Here is a 16,810-nt window from a genome sequence, read left to right on the forward strand (position 1 = left end):
AAAATAATTGCTTCAGCTATATGCAGAGGGCGGAGAGAAAGGCTACCTGAAATTTTTAGGCAGCTTTTTAACGGGTGGCAAGATATAGGGAGAAGATTGAGTGATGAACGTTTGCCGAATTACGGTGCGAGGTTGTCTTGCAGCCATTTCAGGTAGACTTCCACGCCGTCGGATACGGGCAGCAGCAGGATTTGCGGGCAATCGTAGCTGTGGTGTTCGAGGATGAGGCGTTCAATGGCGGGATAGTGCCGAGTGGCGGTTTTGATGGTGAGGCGGATTTCATTGTCGCAGCAGAGTTTGCCCTGCCAGATGTATTGGCTTTGAACGGTTTCGTATTGCACGCAGGCGGCGAATTGATGTTGCAGCAGGAGGCCGCCGATGCGTTCGGCTTCGGTTTGGCTGGGGCAGGTGGTGAGGACGATGGCGGGTTGGCAGGCGGACATGGTGGTAAGGAGAAGATAGGGTTTCAGGTAGCCTTTCCAATTCAAAGGCTACCTGAAACCGGTCGGCTTATTTTTCCAACAGGCCGGGCACGAAGCGCAGCAGGGTGTCGCGCAGGGGAATGAGTTTGCCGTGGAAGAAGTGGGAGGATTGGGGCAGCACAACCACGGGGATGTCTTGCGGGGCGGCCCAGCTGAGGGCGTTGGCCAGCGGCACCACTTCATCAATTTCGCCGTGGATCACCAAAGTGTGCGCCGGGTCGGCGGCTTGGGCAGCGGGCACTTCATACATGCCCACGGCGGGGCCGAGTAGCACGAGGGCATCGGGTCGGCGCTGTTGGGCGGCAAACAGGCTCACGTAGCCGCCGAAGGAGAAGCCGGAAATGATGAATTGGGCGGCATGGGGGTGTTGGCTCTGGGCGTAGTCGATTACGGCGAGGCAGTCGTCGGTTTCGCCGCGCCCGTAGTCGTGTTGGCCTTCGCTTTCGCCCACGCCGCGCAGGTTGGGCAGGTAGCAGTGGAAGCCTAGACGGGCATAGGCTTTGGCGGCGGTTTGGATCACTTTGTTGGTAAACGTGCCGCCGTGCAGGGGGTTGGGGTGGTTGATGATGGCCACGCCGCGCTCGGGGGCTTCGGGCGGCAGGTAGATGGTGTGCAGGCGGCCGGCAGGGCCGTTTATCCAGAGTAGGTGTTGTGGAGTTAGCATAGTTTTTTAGTTTGTGAATGAGATTCATAGTAAATTAATTTTAAAGCAAGACAGCGTTGGCTTGCCTTGCTGTACTACTATACTATCTGCAGCTCACCGCCTTGTCCTGATTTAAACTTAATCCACTGCAAGTTTCAGGTAGCCTGAATGGGTTTGAGGGCTACCTGAAAACTAGTGGCAGGTAATGCTCTAGGCCTAGCCAAGGAACAGACGGTAGGCGGTGTTGTCGGTTTGTTCGGTGTGCACATAGCCCAGCTCTTGCAGGAAGGTGGCAAAGGCTTGGTTGTCAGCGGGTGGTATGTCGATACCCACCAGCACACGGTCATAATCCGAACTGTGGCTGAGGTAGTGGAACAGGGTAATGTTCCAACCGCTATACATGCGGTCGAGGAAATAGGCCAACGCACCGGGGCGTTTGGGAAATTCAAAACTGAACAAACGTTCGTGCGCTACTTTGCCGGTATGCCCACCCACCATGTAGCGAATGTGAATTTTGGCGGTTTCATTTTTGGTAAGGTTGGTGTTGGGCAGGCCGGCGGCGGCGAGCGCGGCACTGACTGCGGCCAGGTCGGCTGCGCCTTTACTTTGGATACCCATAAAGATGTGGGCGGTGGAGTTGTCGCTGTAGCGGTAATTGAACTCGGTGATGTTTCGGTTACCCAATATGTTGATGAATTTTAAGAAACTACCAGGCTGCTCGGGGATCGATACGGCAAAAATACTTTCGTTGCTCTCGTCCAGCTCGCTGCGCTCGGAAACATGACGCAAGCTGTGGAAATTGATATTGGCGCCGCTGGTTACGGCAATCAAGGTTTGCCTCTGCACCTGCTCACGGGCGATGTAGGCTTTGAGGCCGGCTAAGGCCAGCGCGCCGGCGGGCTCACAGATGCTACGAGTGTCGTCGAAAATGTCTTTGAGTGCGCCGCAGATGGCATCGGTATCGACTGTGATGATTTCATCCAAGAATTCGCGGCACAGGCGAAAGGTCTCCTTTCCCACCAGTTTTACTGCCGTGCCGTCTGAAAACAGGCCGACGTCTTTGAGCTCGACCAGCCGACCGTGTTCGATGGAGGTTTTCATGGCGCAGGAATCGTGGGTTTGCACGCCGATTACCTTGATTTCAGGGCGCACCTGCTTGATGAACACGGCCACGCCGGCCGCCAGCCCACCGCCGCCGATAGGTACGAACACGGCATCAATCGGTTTGGAGTGCTGGCGCACGATTTCCAGCCCGATGGTACCCTGGCCGGCAATCACATCAGGATCGTCAAACGGCGGGATATAGGTTTGACCGCTGGCGTCAGCAAGCTGCATGGCGTGGTCGTAGGCATCGTTGAACGACACGCCTTTGAGCACCACTTTGCCGCCGCGCGAGCGTACTGCGTCCACCTTAATTTGCGGCGCGGTTTCAGGCATCACGATGGTGGCTTCGCAGCCGAGCTTCTGCGCGGAAAGCGCCACGCCCTGCGCATGGTTGCCGGCGCTGGCGGCAATCACACCTTTTTGCAGCATTTTTGGTGGAAGCTTAGCCATTTTATTGTATGCCCCTCTGATTTTGAAGGAGAAAACCGGTTGTAGGTCCTCGCGCTTGAGCAGAATGCAGTTGCCGGTGTGCGCGGAAAGGTTGCGAGCGAAATCTAGTGGCGTTTCAACAGCCAAGTCGTAAACGGAGGCAGTGAGGATGCGGGTGAGGTAGTCGGTGTAGGGCAGTGGCATGATAGGGTGTTTTGAATGAGACTAAAAAGCAAGATACTCTGTTTGCGCCGCCGCTGGCAAGAAAAATCAGGTTAAACGCTTAGCAAAGCGGGTTTGAATGGCTATAATTAGTGCGATTTTGCTGCATGATTGGCATTTGGCAGCAGTCTATCTGAAAAGGTTTCAGTTTCAGATAGACTCAAACCAAACGTTGTTGCCGGCAAACCATTCAACCAAATCAAACAGACAACGCAATGAAACAAAAACTCACCCTCCTCACCTTATCCCTTTTAGTGGCCGGCTGGCAGGTGCAGGCTGCGCCACAAGCTGCTTCTTCCCCCCGCCAAGCCTCTGCTCCCGCTGCTTCTCTTTCGGTTGTTTCCGCCAGTTCTGCCGCCACTCAGCCCGTGGCTGCCGTGGGGCTACCTGAAATCAAAGCTTCAGCCTATGCTGTGTATGACGCGCAAAGCGGCCAGATACTTGCATCGCACAAATTAAACGAACACATCGAGCCCGCTTCCCTCACCAAACTGATGACCGCCTATTTGGTGTTCAAAGCCCTAGAAGAAGGCAAGCTCAAGCCAGATCAAACCTTTACCGTTTCCGAGCAAGGCTGGAAAGTAGAAGGATCGCGCATGTTTCTCGATCCGAAAACCCCTGCTCGCGTGGATGATTTGCTCAAAGGGGTGATTGTGCAGTCTGGCAACGATGCCTCCATTACCCTGGCCGAAGCTGTGGCCGGCAGCGAAGCACAGTTTGTGCAGCTGATGAACGCCGAAGCCAAACGGCTCAGCATGAACGACACCCATTTTGAAAATAGCACCGGCCTGCCCGGCGCGCAGCACTACACCTCGGTGCAAGACCTCATCACCCTTTCCGCCGCTATCATTCACGACTATCCGCAATACTATCGGCTCTACGCCATCCAGTCTTACAGCTACAACAACATCACCCAGCCCAACCGCAACCTGCTGCTTTACCGCGACCCTGATGTGGATGGCATGAAAACCGGCCACACCGACAGCGCCGGCTACAATCTAGTTGCCTCCAGCAAACGTAACGGCCGCCGCGTGATTTCTGTAGTGGTGGGCACTGAAAGCATGCAGGCGCGCGCCGCCGAGAGCAGCAAATTGCTCAATTGGGCGCTGCAATCTTATGATACGCCCAAGCTGTATGATGCCGAGACCGCCATTTCACAGGTGAAAGTGTATAAAGGTACAGAAAACGCCGTGAACGTGGGCTTTATCGACACCACCTACATCACCGTGCCGCACGGCCAAGCCGCCCAGCTTCAGCCCGTGCTAGAAACCGTGCAGCCCGTGCTTGCGCCGATTAGCAAAGGCCAAGTACTCGGCACGGTGAAATTTATGGATGCGCAAAACCGCGTGGTGGCACAGAAAGACGTGGTGGCGCTCAACGACGTGGCTGAAGCCGGCTTCTTCGGCCGCCTGTGGGACAGCATCGTGCTGTGGTTTAAGAGCCTGTTTAGCGGGTCTTGATATGGCTTGATTGATGCGAGAAAGGCTACCTGAAATTGTTCAAGCAGCCTTTTGTTTGGGTAGTAGGGTGCGGTAATGTTGGATTGTGGGTAGGTAGACGTTGCCACACCGGCATTTTGTTCTGTCTGTCGCGCACGATGAGGTGGTTTTGCTGCAAATCGAGCTGGTTACCGTAGAACTCCGCCACACTGATTTTGTGCCCTGTATAGGCTTGCAGGCTGAAATGTTGGATAAGTCGAGCGAGGGAGGCACTTGGTATCGGGCTGCGCGCTGCACAGCCTGTTCATTACGTTTGGCGATAACAGTGTGCAGAGTGTGGTTGGCGATATGCAAATGGTATTTGTGGCGTTCGGCTTCACCATGGGCGGCGGTGTAGGTGAATTGTTGGAAGTCGAGCACGTCGCCGAGCTTGTGGAAGCAGCTGATGGCGGTACGGCATTGACGGTGTTGCCATTTGGGCAGGCTGGCGTAGGGTAGTGTTCCTAGGTATTGGAAGGATATGGGGGTTTAATTTCGTTGAAGCTGCCCTTTCAGGTAGCCTCTTTATGACCTCTTAATCAGTTTCAGGTAGCCTTTTACCCCAAGCTCAGCCGATACGTTTGAATGGAGGCAGGCAGGCGAGGAGTTGTTTGCCGTAGCGGGCGGTGAGGATGCGGTTGTCGAGGATGGTAATGCGGCCGTAGTCGTGTTCGGTGCGGATGAGGCGGCCTACAGCCTGGGTGAGTTTGATGCCGGCTTCGGGCACGGTGATTTCCATGAAGGGATTGCCGCCGCGCCGCTCGATCCAGCGGCTGCGGGTTTTTTCGATGGGGTGGTCGGGCATGGTGAAGGGCAGTTTGGCGATGATGACGTGGGCGCAGTCACTGCCGGGCAGGTCGAGGCCTTCGGCGAAGCTGTCGAGCCCGAACAGGATGCTGGCGCGGCCTTCGGCGATGGCTTGGCGGTGGCGTTCGAGCAGGATGGCTTTAGGCACGTCGCCTTGGATGAGTAATAAGGGCAGGTGGCTTTCAGGTAGCCTTAAGGCTACGTCTTGCATCTGTTTGCGCGAGGAGAACAAAACGAGGGTGCCGACGGCTTCTTCGGGGCTGATGAGCTTGGGCAGCCATTCGGCGATTTCGGCGGTGTGGGCATCGGCCTGCTTGGGGCTGGCGGCCACGGGCGGGATGTAGAGCTCGCCTTGGGCGGGGAAGTTGAAGGGGCTTTCCAGCGCGAGGGTGGTGGTTTCAGGTAGCCATTGTAGGCCGGTTTGCTGCAATAGGTGTTGAAAGCTGCCGAGTGATTGCAGGGTGGCGGAGGTGAGGATGGCACCGGCAGCGCGGCGCCACAGGCCTGCGGCAAGCATGGCGGCGGCGCTCACGGGGGAGGCATGGAAGGAGTAGTCGGTTTTGTCGCTGTTGTGGCTGCATTCGATCCATTTGGCCAGCGGCGGAGCGTCGCCCACGGGCTCGGTGGCGAGCAAGTCCCACACGGCGCTGATTTGCTCGATGCGGGCGCGGAAAATGCCGAATTCGCTGCTGAGACGGTCGATTTGGGCGCTGTCACTGTCTTTTTCGCGGCGGGCGGCGGCGAGGGCGTCGTTGAGGCCGTTGGCGTGTTTGTAGAGGCTTTGCGCGGCGGCGGCGGTGTTGGATACGAGCAGGGCGAGCCCTTCGGGGATTTGGCCGTCTTGCCACAGCCATTGCGGATCACGGCCGCTGTCGTTGTAGGCGAGCTCGGGGGTGTCGCCGAGGTGGAACTGCCATTCGTAGAGGCTGTCGAGCAGGGCGGCGGCTTCGTCGGCCAGGTTGGCCAGCTCGGCTTTGTCGGCCACGGCGGCGATTTTGTCGGTGATTTGCGGCAGTTTTTCCAGCGCCCACACGGCTTGGTTCAACGAATGCTCGGCGGCAAACTGGTTGAGCGCTTTTTTGGGCAGGTGGTGCGCTTCGTCGATGCAGTAGAAGCTGTGTTCGGGCGCGGGCAGGATCACGCCGCCGCCCATGCCGATGTCCACCGTGAGCAAATCGTGGTTGCTCACTACTACATCCACGGTTTCGAGCGTATCGCGGGCAAGGTAGAAGGGGCATTCGGGGCGGTTGGGACAGGCGGCTTTGAGGCAGCCGTAGTTGTCGTTGTTTACCTTGAGCCAGAGTGTATCGTCGATTTTCTCCGGCCAGGTGTCGCGGTCGCCGTTGAAGCGGCGTTCGGCGAAGGCGTCGGCCAGCTCGCGCAGGGTTTGGATTTCTTCGGGCTTGGGTTTGCTGTCCCACAGGATTTGCGGGGTGTCGAAGCCGGCCAGGCTTTGCTGCGCCTGGCTTTGGGTGAGCTGGTAGAGCTTGTAGGGGCAGAGATAGCGGCCGCGCCCTTTGGCCAGGGCAAAGGTGAGCTCGAGCCCGCTTTTTTCCACCAAGAACGGCAAATCGCGCCCCACCAGTTGCTCTTGCAGGGCCACGGTGGCGCTGGATACCACCAGCCGCTTGCCGCGCGTTTGCGCCATGATGCCGCCGGCTAAAAGATAGGCCAGGCTTTTGCCTACGCCAGTGGGGCCTTCAATCACGGCAATGCTCTCGCCCTCGCGCTTGGGCGGCTCTTCGCCGTCGGCTTTTTCCAGCGTACGCGACAGGGTGTTGGCCACGGCAGCCAGCATTTCGCGCTGTGCTTTGCGTGGGCGGAAATGGGGCAGATTTTCGCTGATGGCCTGGTAGTGGCGGCGGATGGCGTCTTTTTCTAAATCAGTGAGCATGGAGGTGGTGGCTGGAAAGAGGCGGGTATTATAGAAGATTATGGGAGGGCTTGGGCGGGAGTGGAGGCTACCTGAAAAATATGGGACAGGGCAGAGAAGGCATAGGTGTTTCAAAATCAGAATAAGACAATGCCATATCCTTCATGGAGACGGCTATAAACTTTCAGGTAGCCTGTTGAGCGACAAAGGCTACCTGAAACCCGATGGCGTGCAGAATGAAAGGCAAGTACAATCCGCCGCATCAATAAATCAAACAGCTGGAGAGTGAAATGTCTGAACTCTTGGAATTTTTCCGCACTGAAACCGTGGGTGCGGCGGCGGAAACGCTGGATTTTTGGCTCAACGAATGCAGTTTGGACGAAGCGCCTTCGGCAGAGGAAGTGGCGCAGTGGCAGGCGGTGCTGGATGAGCGCGGCGGGCGGTTTGTGCGGCTGGCGATGATGTGTGCCGACTGGCTTGAGGAGCACCGGGCGTGAACCGCTGGCTGTGGCTGAGCGTTTTGTGGTTTGCGGGCATGATGTATGCGCTGCTGCTGCATCAGGGCAGCAACGCGCCGCTGCCGTTTGCCCATTTCGATAAAGTGGTGCACGCGGCTTTGTTTTTCGGCCAGTTTTGGCTGCTGGCTAAAGTGTTTTTGCTGCGGCGGCGGCCTGTGCCGTGGAAAGCTTTGCTGCTGGCGGCACTGGTATTGGCTGCGGGCAGCGAGTGGGCGCAAGGTGCGCTCACGGCATCACGGCAGGCCGATTGGCGTGATGCGGCGGCAGATATGGCCGGTGCGGCGGCAGCGCTGTATTTTGCCGCGCAGGTGCAGGCGGCGCGCGCCGAGAAGCGGGCGGGCTTGGGCGAAAAGTGTTGAGATGATGCTTGCTAAACGCCGCTCCCGGGCTTATAATGCGCCTTCTTTCGGAATGTAGCGCAGTCTGGTAGCGCACTTCGTTCGGGACGAAGGGGTCGGAGGTTCGAATCCTCTCATTCCGACCAGCTTTTCAAAAAGACTTGGTGCTGCCAAGTCTTTTTGTTTTGGTGCGGCACAAACGCTGCGCCACTCTCGGTTTTAAAGGCTACCTGAAACTTAGGTTTCGGCCAGGCTGACTATTTTCTATTCCATCCAGTTATTTGCAAAGAAATCTGTTATGACTGCCTCCCTTATCCAAGATCTGCAAGCGCGCGGCCTGATCGCGCAAACCACCGACATTGAAGCTTTGAGCACGTTGTTGAACGAACAGAAAATCGCCCTCTACTGCGGCTTCGACCCGACTGCCGACAGCCTGCATATCGGCCACTTGCTGCCCGTGTTGGCCTTGCGCCGTTTCCAACAGGTGGGGCATACGCCGATTGCTTTGGTGGGCGGCGCAACCGGCATGATTGGCGACCCCAGCTTCAAAGCGGTGGAACGCAGCTTGAATTCCGCCGAAACCGTTGCCGGCTGGGTAGAAAGCATCCGTAACCAACTGAAACCGTTTTTGAGCTTTGAAGGCGAAAACGCCGCCATTATGGCGAACAACGCCGATTGGTTCGGCAGCATGAACTGCCTCGACTTCCTGCGCGACATCGGCAAGCATTTCTCTGTAAATGCCATGCTGAACAAGGAATCCGTCAAACAGCGCATCGAGCGCGACGACGTGGGCATTTCGTTTACCGAATTTTCCTACGCCCTCTTGCAAGGCTACGACTTTGCCGAATTGAACAAACGCCACGGCGCGGTTTTGGAAATCGGCGGCTCCGACCAATGGGGCAACATCACCGCCGGTATCGACCTGACCCGCCGCCTGAACCAAAAACAAGTATTCGGTCTGACCCTGCCGCTGGTCACCAAATCCGACGGCACCAAATTCGGCAAAACCGAAGGCGGCGCGGTATGGCTGAACGCGAAGAAAACTTCACCGTATCAGTTCTACCAATTCTGGCTGAAAGTGGCCGATGCCGATGTGTATAAATTCCTGAAATACTTTACCTTCCTGTCTATCGAAGAAATCGACGCCATCGAAGCGAAAGACCAAGCCAGCGGCACTAAGCCCGAAGCGCAACGCATCCTCGCCGAAGAAATGATACGTCTGATTCACGGCGAAACCGCCCTGCAAGCCGCGCAGCGCATTACTGAGAGCCTGTTTGCCGAAGATCAAAGCAGCCTGACAGAAAGCGACTTCGAACAGCTCGCCCTCGACGGCCTGCCCGCATTTGAAGTTTCAGGTAGCCTCAATGTGGTGGAAGCCTTGGTGAAAACCGGTTTGGCTTCGTCCAACAAAGAAGCGCGCGGTTTTGTGAACAGCAAAGCGGTATTGCTCAATGGCCAAGCCGCCGAATTGAACAATCCGAACCATGCCGCCGAACGCCCCGACGATGCCTATCTGCTGGCCGACGCGCACAAACGCTTCGGCAAATACACCATCCTCCGCCGCGGCAAACGTAACCACGCGCTTTTGGTGTGGCAATGAGTTGAATGATAACTAAAGGCTACCTGAAAACCCAGCTGCTCCGGCCAGATTTTCAGGTAGCCTTATTTTTAGGTTTGCGCTTTGAAAACACAGCTTATTTTCCTTGGATAAAGGCTACCTGAAACCGCTTTTCCGGCTGCTGTTCAGGTTGTCGGCAAGGTTGTTTTCATCGTATGATTCTGCCTCTGGCCAGCCGGCAGACAGTAGATTTTGCAGAACAGGCAGGCCATCAGCCTGTTCTGCAAAATCTAATTGAAATCAGAAAGCTGAACATGCTACAGGCAATCAACCCAATCCGGCTGGCCGATAATTCAGGCCGCCCGCCGGAAACCATTTTGGTGAACGTAACGCCGCAGGAAACACGCGTGGCGCTGTTGGAAGAAAACAAAGTGTGCGAGCTGCACATCGACCGCAACAGCGGCCACGGGCTGGTGGGCAATATTTATTTGGGCGTGGTCAAACGCGTGCTGCCCGGCATGCAGAGCGCCTTTATCGACATCGGCTTGGAGCGCGCCGCCTTTTTGCACATTGTGGACGTGCTCGAACAGCGGCAGAAGCCGGAGGAAACCCAGCGCATCGAGCATATGCTGTTTGAAGGGCAAACCATCTTGGTGCAGGTGATTAAAGACCCGATTAACAGCAAAGGCGCGCGCCTTTCCACCCAAATCTCCCTGGCCGGCCGCTTTCTCGTGTATCTGCCGCAAGACGACCACATCGGCATTTCCCAGCGCATTGAAGACGAAGAAGAGCGCAACGAATTGCGTGCCCGCCTCAAAGCCTTGCTGCCCGAAAACGCCGGCGGCTACATCATCCGCACCAGCGCCGAAAACGCCCGCGACGAAGAATTGCAGGCTGACATCGATTACCTGTCCAAGTTGTGGCAAGACATCCTCGCCCGCTCCAAAACCAGCCCGGCCGAAACCATGCTGTATCAGGATTTGCCCCTGAGCCTGCGCGTGCTGCGCGATATGTTCAACGGCAACACCCAGAAAATCTTCGTCGATTCCGCCAATAATTACCGCCTGATGCAGGAATTTGCCCGGCAATACGTGCAGGGCGCGGTGGAACGTATCCAACACTATCAGGGCGAAAAACCCTTGTTCGAGCTCCATCATGTGGAGCAGGAAATTAACCAGTCGCTCAAGCCGCGTGTGGATTTAAACTTCGGCGGCTACCTGATTATCGAGAGCACCGAAGCCATGACCACTATCGACGTGAACACCGGCGGCTTCGTGGGCGCACGCAATTTCGACGAAACCATCTTCAAAACCAACCTCGATGCCTGCCACGCCATCGCCCGCGAGCTGCGCCTGCGCAACCTCGGCGGCATGATTATTGTGGATTTCATCGATATGGTGAGCGAAGAGCACCGCCAGGCCGTATTGGGCGAGATGGCCAAAGCCCTGCGCTTCGACCGCACCCGCGTTACCCTCAACGGCTTCACCAGCCTGGGGCTGGTGGAGCTCACCCGCAAACGTTCGCGCGAAAACCTTAACCACATCCTGTGCGAACCCTGCCCCACCTGCCAGGGCAGGGGCTACCTGAAAACCCCGCAAACCGTGTGCTACGAAATCCAACGCGAAATCGTGCGCGAATCCCGCCGCTTCGATGCTCGCGAATTCCGCATCCTCGCCGCACCGGCCGTTATCGATTTGTTTTTGGATGAAGAATCGCAATCGCTCGCGCTGCTGATCGACTTCATCGGCAAACCCATTTCCCTGATGGTGGAAAACAGCTACATGCAGGAGCAGTTTGATATTGTGCTGTTGTGATGGGGTTGGATAAGAAAAAAGCTAGCTGAAAACACAGCACGGCAAGTTGCTGCTAACTAAAATTTTTTAGCTAGCTTTTTGGTTATGGGAAGGATTTACATGGTTTGGCGATACAGCAAGAGAAAAGGCTACCTGAAGCTGTTTTCAGATAGCCTTTTGTGCTGTGCGGCGATTATTTCTTCAGCGAATCACGGATTTCGCGCAACAGCAAGATTTCTTCGGATGGCTCGGCAGGAGCTTCTTCCGGAGCGGTTTTTTGCAGTTTGCTGATACTTTTGATCACGGCGAAGATAGCGGTGGCGATAATTAGGAAGCTGATCACGGTGTTGATAAACAGGCCGATATTCAGGGTAACCGCGCCGGCGGCTTGGGCGGCGGCCAGGGTGGCGTAACCGTTGGCAGGGGCATCTGCACCTGCTTTCAGGGTGATGAACAGGTTGGAGAAGTCCACGCCGCCCAAAATCAGGCCGATAGGGGGCATGATCACGTCGTCCACCAATGATTTGACGATGCCGGAGAAGGCGGTGCCGACTACCATACCGACGGCAAGGTCAATCACGTTACCGCGCATGATGAAGGCTTTGAATTCGTCACGTAATGCCATGTGAGTTTCCTTGAATGGTTAAGAACGGCGGCATGATAATGGTTTTAGCCGTCGCCGTCTTGTAGGTTACGGATAAATTTTGTTAATTGTGGCTGAATGGCGAGGAAAGCAGCAAATTATTCGATTTCCCCGCTGTTGGCAGGCAGGATATGGCGGCAGAAACGCCAGTCGGCAACGGCTTGGTCGTCGATATAGGCTTGCGGTTTGGGCAGGAAGGCTTGAAAACAGTGGGCTATCCCCAGCTCTTCGGCACTGGCGCGGGTGTAGTCGGCACCGCCGCTGCTCCACAAGTAGAGCAGGTGGCCGGCATCGTGCAGGCGGCGGATGTGGGCGATTACGGCGGCCATGGGGATGCGCGTTTGGCCAACGCTACGGACGAGGGTGTCGTCAACATCTACGAATATGGTTTTGGGGCGGGTCGTATTCATGTTTATGTGAGGCTACCTGAAAAAAGACCGGGCTGAAGCACTTCATTTCATACGGCCATATTGCTGCCGGGTATGGAAGGAGGGCTTCAGCCTGATTTGTCAAAGCTGGTGCAGGTAAGGCACAAACCCAGGCTGTTGCCTGTGCCGCCTTATTCCGGGTGCATCAGTGCCTGGATTTCAGCTAGGGAAATATCGGGCACGGCGCCGTGGCGGGTAACGTTGAGCGCACCGATGGCGCAGGCGAAGGCCAGTGTGTCTTCGGGGCTGGCGCCGGAGAGCATTTGGAACAGGAAACCGGCAAGGAAGCTGTCGCCTGCGCCCACGGAATCGGCCATGCTCACGCGGAAGCCGTGGTGGGCGAGGATTTTGCCGTGGCGGAAATACACTGCACCATGCTGGCCGAGGGTAATGCAGATGTGGGCGGTGTCGGTGTGGCCGGCGAGGTAGCGCAGGTTTTGTTCGAGGCTGTGGTAGGGCGAGCCGAAGGCGGCGGAGAGTTCGTAGAGTTCCTCGTCGTTGAGCTTGATGAGGTCGGCATGGCGCATGAGGCTGAGCACGCGTTCGGGCTCGTAATGCGGCTTGCGCAGATTGACATCGAGCACGCGGAAACGGGCGGCGGGCAGGATTTGCTCCAACGCGGCACGGGATACGGGATCTCGGCCGGAGAGGCTGCCATACACGAGCACGTCGGATTCGGCCACGCGCGCGAGTGCTGCATCGGTTGCGCTGATTTTATCCCAGGCGCAGGGGTAGACGATGTCGTAGCTGGCGCTGCCGTCGGGCTTGAGCAGCACTTTCACCAGGCTGGTGGCGTGTTCTTCATCGGTTTGCACCAAATCGGCAGCTACGTTGCGCGCGGCAATCTGGCGCAGCAGTTCTTCGCCGTCGGCATCGCGGCCGCGCCGGCTGATGATGCTGCAGTCCGCGCCAAACGAGGCCAGGCGCACCAACACATTGAGCGGCGCGCCGCCGGGGAAGTCGTCCCACAATACTTCGCCGAAGCTGCTGATTTTCATATTTGCTCTCTAAAAATGGATGGTGGGAATGCTAGCTGAAAGTTTTCAGGTAGCCTCTGGGTTGAAAAGTTTTATTTATTGGCCAGCGGATAATCGGTTGGCATGGTGTATTCTCCTGCAGCGGCATCATAGTGGATGATAAAAGCTTGGTTGCGGTAGTGTTTGAAGCCGTTAAAGCCCGACACACTCAGCCGCAGGGGGTAGAAGCCTGCATTGGGGCGGGCGTGGGTTAGGATGCGGAAAGAAGAAGTGGTTAATCGATACCACTTCGCGCGGCATTCGCGGCGTTCGGCGGCGGTAAGCGGCTTACCCGAATCAGGATTGGTTTGGCAATTATTTAAACCATATCCGTTGGTTGTATTGCTTGTGATAGTGCTTCGACCAATCTTCCCTGCGCCGTTGTGGGTGAAAAGTATATATTCCGAGCTGCTGTAACCGTCACTTAGATACGACATAGGCGTCATGAAGCCCCAACGGTCTTTGCCGAAGCGGAGGAACGACCAATATTTAGCCTCAGGGGCATAGCCGTATGTGCCAATTTGATTGTAGGCGCGCACTGCCAGCGGTTGCCAGCCTCCGGATACCTGTTTCAACACGAATATGCCCGCCAAACCCGATTGAACCCGGCCTCCGATGCTTTCGCCCCGATTAAAATCAAAGTTGTCGCCGGTGTAGAGCAGATACATCAGCTTGCCTTGCGCGGTTTGGCGGATTTCGCTTTTGATTTGGCGCATACAGTATTCGCCGCCGAAGCTGGTTTCGGTTACGTTTAACGCATCGATATCGACACGGTAGCAACGGTGTTGCTGCGAATATTGCCGATAGTAGCGCTGCACAATTTGTTGTGGCGTTTGCGGTTGGGGTGCAGCTTTGATAAACCTGCGGTATGAGGAGAATGTTTTTACTTGCGGCAATGTTTGTGCGAAGCTGCCGACGGCCGCTAAAAGCAGGATGGGGAAAAACAGTTTTCGCATAATCATATAGCTAGGCTAAATTCAAACAGGTGATGAGGCTACCTGAAACATATTTTTCAGGTAGCCTAGCGGTTTACACGTTAAACAAGAAGTGCATCACATCGCCATCCTGTACCACGTATTCCTTGCCTTCCACGCGCATTTTGCCGGCTTCTTTGGCTTTGGCTTCGCCGCCGAGCGACACGAAATCGTTGTAGGAAATCACTTGGGCGCGGATGAAGCCGCGTTCGAAGTCGGTGTGGATCACGCCAGCGGCTTGCGGCGCAGTGTCGCCTTTGTGGATGGTCCAGGCGCGGACTTCTTTGACGCCGGCGGTGAAGTAGGTTTGCAGGCCCAAGAGGTCGTAGCCCGCGCGAATCAGGCGGTTCAGGCCGGGTTCTTCCAAGCCCATTTCGGCGAGGAATTCGGCTTTTTCGTCGTCTTCCAATTCGGCGATTTCGCTCTCCATCGCGGCGCAAACGGCAACAACAGGGGCGTTTTCTTTTTCAGCCAATTCTTTCAGGCGGTCGAGGTGCGGATTGTTTTCAAAACCGTCTTCGGCAACGTTGCCGACATACATGGCGGGCTTGGCGGTGAGCAGGAACAGCGGTTTGAGCATGGCGAGCTCGTCTGCGTCTAAGCCGAAGGAGCGCACGGGTTTGCCTTCGTTGAGGTGCGGCAGGATTTTTTTGCACAGTTCCACCAGTTTTTGTGCGTCTTTGTCGCCTGAGCGGGCGCGTTTTTCTTCGCGGACGATGGCTTTTTCGACGCTGGCGAGGTCGGCAAGCGCTAGTTCGGTGCCGATGGTTTCGATGTCGGCAATCGGATCGACTTTGCCGGAAACGTGCACGATGTTATCGTCGTCGAAACAGCGTACGACGTTCACGATGGCGTCGGTTTCGCGGATGTTGGCGAGGAACTGGTTGCCCAAGCCTTCGCCTTTGCTTGCGCCGGCGACCAAACCTGCGATGTCCACAAATTCCACAATGGCGGGCTGCATTTTTTGCGGATTAACGATTTTCGCCAGCTCCGCCATGCGCGGGTCGGGCACTTCGACGATGCCGACGTTGGGCTCGATGGTGCAGAAGGGATAGTTCGCCGCTTCGATGCCCGATTGGGTCAGCGCGTTAAAGAGGGTGGATTTGCCGACGTTGGGCAGGCCGACGATGCCGCATTTCATGCTCATGTGTGTTCCTTAAATGCCGTTAGATTAAAATCGGCGGATTTTAACATAGAAGGCTACCTGAAAGCTGCGGTTTGGGGTTTCAGGTAGCCTAATAGGCGATTTGAAGCGGGCTGAAAACGGCAGCACGGGATGGTAGCCGGGCAGAAGCACGGCTTCGGCTGAGCCAAAATATTGTGACACTTTGTTGAAGCTGCGTTTTCAGGTAGCCTGCGGGGTAGGGCGGAAATAGGCAGTTTGCCCATAAGGCTGCTATAATGCCGCCCCTGTTTGGCCGGCTGTATAGCTAAAGCGGTTATTTCTTCACGCAGCTAGGAAGGAATAAGTGCTTTAGTGTTATGCTGATAACCATACAAAAAAGCTGCACATCACCATGCTTGAACACCTGCCTTATTTCCAGCAACATCTGCCCCGCGATTTGAGCCGCGTTAATGCGGTGATTGAGCGCGCGGTGCAATCGGAAGTGGCGCTGATTTCGCAAATCGGGCGCTACATCATCAGCGCCGGCGGCAAGCGGCTGCGGCCGGTACTTACCATTCTTTCCGGCAAGGTGCTGGACTACGATGAAGACCCGCTCTACGCGCTGGCGGCGATGGTGGAATTCATCCACACCTCCACTCTGCTACACGACGATGTGGTGGATGAAAGCGAGCTGCGGCGCGGCCGGAAAACGGCAAACAATATGTTCGGCAACGCCGCTGCCGTGCTGGTGGGTGATTTCCTCTACACCCGTGCCTTCCAGCTGATGGTGTCTTCAGGCAGCCTGAAGATTTTAGACGTGATGGCCGATGCCACCAACATCATCGCCGAGGGTGAAGTGTTGCAGCTGATGAATATCGGCAACACCAACATCACCGAAGCCGAATATGCGCAGGTGATCCAATATAAAACCGCCAAACTGTTTGAAGCCGCCGCACAAGTGGGCGCGATTTTGGCCGGCGCCACGCCCGAGCAGGAAATTGCGCTGAAATGCTACGGCTGCCATATCGGCACCGCCTTCCAGATTATTGACGACGTACTGGATTATTCCGGCAACATCGAAGAAACCGGCAAAAACGTGGGCGATGATTTGGCCGAAGGCAAGTCAACCCTGCCGCTGATTTACCTGATGCAAAACGCTGAGCAACCGGTGGCCGAAGCTGTGCGCTACGCACTAGAGCACTCGGACCGGAGCTACTTCAAGCAAATTCATGCCTATGTGGCGCAATTCGATGCACTGGCCTATTGCGTGAACGAGGCGCGTAAAGCAGTGGACGAGGCCTTGTCATGCTTGGTCGCGTTGCCGGACAACGAGGTGTCGCAGGCCATGCGGCAGCTTGCCGAAGAATCGCTGGCGCGTGTATCCTAGCGGCCTTTTTTC

Annotated in this window: 17 protein-coding genes and 1 tRNA gene; 8 read left to right on the forward strand and 10 right to left on the reverse strand. The window is 56.2% G+C overall.

Annotated features, from left to right (window positions below):
* Positions 1-119: 119 nt before the first annotated feature.
* The 3 genes from cutA to ilvA form a co-directional block, all read right to left on the reverse strand.
* Positions 120-443: a divalent-cation tolerance protein CutA gene (gene cutA, locus A7Q03_RS01650; protein ID WP_067447358.1), complete on the reverse strand. Its 324-nt coding sequence runs from the start codon at positions 441-443 to the stop codon at positions 120-122.
* Between the two features lie 67 nt (positions 444-510).
* Positions 511-1,146: an alpha/beta hydrolase gene (locus tag A7Q03_RS01655; RefSeq protein WP_067446766.1), complete on the reverse strand. Its 636-nt coding sequence runs from the start codon at positions 1,144-1,146 to the stop codon at positions 511-513.
* Between the two features lie 195 nt (positions 1,147-1,341).
* Positions 1,342-2,862: a threonine ammonia-lyase, biosynthetic gene (ilvA, locus tag A7Q03_RS01660; protein WP_067446768.1), complete on the reverse strand. Its 1,521-nt coding sequence runs from the start codon at positions 2,860-2,862 to the stop codon at positions 1,342-1,344.
* A 233-nt stretch (positions 2,863-3,095) separates the two neighbouring features.
* On the opposite strand from ilvA, the gene A7Q03_RS01665 reads away from it, so the two are divergent.
* Both A7Q03_RS01665 and A7Q03_RS01670 read left to right on the forward strand, forming a co-directional pair.
* Positions 3,096-4,340 carry a D-alanyl-D-alanine carboxypeptidase family protein gene (locus A7Q03_RS01665; RefSeq protein ID WP_067446771.1) on the forward strand — a complete coding sequence of 415 codons (1,245 nt, stop codon included), beginning with the start codon at positions 3,096-3,098 and terminating at the stop codon, positions 4,338-4,340.
* A gap of 306 nt (positions 4,341-4,646) precedes the next feature.
* The gene (locus tag A7Q03_RS01670) at positions 4,647-4,817 is read left to right on the forward strand and encodes a hypothetical protein (RefSeq protein ID WP_156496183.1); all 171 of its coding nucleotides are present in this window, start codon (positions 4,647-4,649) and stop codon (positions 4,815-4,817) included.
* Positions 4,818-4,926: 109 nt separating this feature from the next.
* Here the strand turns inward: A7Q03_RS01670 and dinG are convergent, their stop codons facing one another.
* Complete coding sequence (gene dinG, locus A7Q03_RS01675) at positions 4,927-7,059, reverse strand: ATP-dependent DNA helicase DinG (RefSeq protein ID WP_067446775.1); 2,133 nt, start codon at positions 7,057-7,059, stop codon at positions 4,927-4,929.
* 269 nt (positions 7,060-7,328) lie between these two features.
* Here dinG and A7Q03_RS01680 point away from each other — a divergent pair, with 269 nt between their 5' ends.
* The 5 genes from A7Q03_RS01680 (at position 7,329) to rng (ending at position 11,266) form a co-directional block, all read left to right on the forward strand.
* On the forward strand, positions 7,329-7,535 hold the full coding sequence (locus A7Q03_RS01680) for a hypothetical protein (RefSeq protein ID WP_064104855.1): 207 nt from the start codon (positions 7,329-7,331) through the stop codon (positions 7,533-7,535).
* Positions 7,532-7,915, forward strand: a complete 384-nt coding sequence (locus A7Q03_RS01685) for a hypothetical protein (protein WP_082880642.1) — start codon at positions 7,532-7,534, stop codon at positions 7,913-7,915. The genes A7Q03_RS01680 and A7Q03_RS01685 overlap by 4 nt, the downstream gene beginning before the upstream one ends.
* Positions 7,916-7,963: 48 nt before the next feature.
* A tRNA-Pro gene (locus A7Q03_RS01690) sits at positions 7,964-8,040 on the forward strand.
* Between the two features lie 152 nt (positions 8,041-8,192).
* A complete protein-coding gene (gene tyrS, locus A7Q03_RS01695) occupies positions 8,193-9,494 on the forward strand; it encodes a tyrosine--tRNA ligase (protein WP_067446777.1) in 1,302 nt (433 codons plus the stop codon).
* Positions 9,495-9,766: 272 nt separating this feature from the next.
* A complete protein-coding gene (rng, locus tag A7Q03_RS01700) occupies positions 9,767-11,266 on the forward strand; it encodes a ribonuclease G (RefSeq protein ID WP_067447360.1) in 1,500 nt (499 codons plus the stop codon).
* A 172-nt stretch (positions 11,267-11,438) separates the two neighbouring features.
* Here rng and mscL read toward each other — a convergent pair whose 3' ends face one another.
* The 6 genes from mscL to A7Q03_RS10065 all read right to left on the reverse strand — a co-directional run bounded on the left by mscL (position 11,439) and on the right by A7Q03_RS10065 (position 15,633).
* Entirely contained in the window at positions 11,439-11,870 is a 432-nt protein-coding gene (gene mscL / locus A7Q03_RS01705; RefSeq protein WP_067444724.1) for a large conductance mechanosensitive channel protein MscL, read from the reverse strand.
* Between the two features lie 116 nt (positions 11,871-11,986).
* Positions 11,987-12,298 (reverse strand): HAD family hydrolase, encoded by a 312-nt coding sequence (locus tag A7Q03_RS01710; RefSeq protein ID WP_067446779.1) that lies wholly within the window; start codon positions 12,296-12,298, stop codon positions 11,987-11,989.
* A 149-nt stretch (positions 12,299-12,447) separates the two neighbouring features.
* Positions 12,448-13,314 (reverse strand): carbohydrate kinase family protein, encoded by an 867-nt coding sequence (locus A7Q03_RS01715; RefSeq protein ID WP_067446781.1) that lies wholly within the window; start codon positions 13,312-13,314, stop codon positions 12,448-12,450.
* Between the two features lie 71 nt (positions 13,315-13,385).
* Positions 13,386-14,288 carry a hypothetical protein gene (locus tag A7Q03_RS01720; protein ID WP_231863696.1) on the reverse strand — a complete coding sequence of 301 codons (903 nt, stop codon included), beginning with the start codon at positions 14,286-14,288 and terminating at the stop codon, positions 13,386-13,388.
* A 73-nt stretch (positions 14,289-14,361) separates the two neighbouring features.
* Positions 14,362-15,453 (reverse strand): redox-regulated ATPase YchF, encoded by a 1,092-nt coding sequence (gene ychF, locus A7Q03_RS01725; RefSeq protein ID WP_067446783.1) that lies wholly within the window; start codon positions 15,451-15,453, stop codon positions 14,362-14,364.
* 24 nt (positions 15,454-15,477) lie between these two features.
* Positions 15,478-15,633 (reverse strand): hypothetical protein, encoded by a 156-nt coding sequence (locus tag A7Q03_RS10065; RefSeq protein ID WP_153705451.1) that lies wholly within the window; start codon positions 15,631-15,633, stop codon positions 15,478-15,480.
* 190 nt (positions 15,634-15,823) lie between these two features.
* Here A7Q03_RS10065 and A7Q03_RS01730 point away from each other — a divergent pair, with 190 nt between their 5' ends.
* A complete protein-coding gene (locus tag A7Q03_RS01730) occupies positions 15,824-16,798 on the forward strand; it encodes a polyprenyl synthetase family protein (protein ID WP_067446786.1) in 975 nt (324 codons plus the stop codon).
* Positions 16,799-16,810 lie beyond the last annotated feature (12 nt).

This window comes from Eikenella sp. NML99-0057, from assembly GCF_001648535.1.
Classification (GTDB): Bacteria; Pseudomonadota; Gammaproteobacteria; order Burkholderiales; family Neisseriaceae; genus Eikenella; species Eikenella exigua.